This is a genomic window from Streptomyces mutabilis (genome assembly GCF_014649815.1).
In the GTDB taxonomy this organism is placed as follows: Bacteria; Actinomycetota; Actinomycetes; order Streptomycetales; family Streptomycetaceae; genus Streptomyces; species Streptomyces mutabilis.
Window position 1 is genome coordinate 1 of the sequence record NZ_BMTT01000281.1, and the last position, 543, is coordinate 543.

Sequence of the window (543 nt, forward strand, 5' to 3'; positions counted from 1 at the left end):
ATATTTTTATTCCAATCGCGGTCCAGTAATAGATTATAATAATAAAGAGCTTGTACATTTTTTCTTTAATGAATTGAGTAAATATGTAAAAAAATATAATTGTTTATATTTAAGAGTTGACCCATACCTTCCGTATCAATATTTAAATCATGAGGGAGAAATAACTGGAAATGCAGGTCATGATTGGATTTTTGATGAATTAGAGAGTTTAGGATATAAACACGAAGGATTTCACAAAGGATTTGATCCTGTATTACAAATCCGATATCATTCTGTTCTAAATTTAGCAAACAAAAGTGCTAATGATGTTTTAAAAAACATGGATGGTTTAAGAAAGCGTAATACTAAAAAAGTTAAGAAAAATGGAGTTAAAGTCCGCTTTTTATCTGAAGAAGAGTTACCTATATTTAGGTCATTTATGGAGGATACCTCTGAAACTAAAGATTTTGCAGATAGAGAAGATAGTTTTTATTACAACAGATTCAAACATTATAAAGACCGTGTTTTAGTACCACTAGCCTATATTAACTTTGATGAGTATAT

At 28.5% G+C, this 543-nt stretch carries 1 protein-coding gene; it reads left to right on the top strand.

What is annotated here, in order from left to right; translation table 11 throughout:
• The coding region (locus IE142_RS40335; protein WP_191889515.1) for a peptidoglycan bridge formation glycyltransferase FemA/FemB family protein at positions 1-543 on the top strand (543 nt) is incomplete at both ends.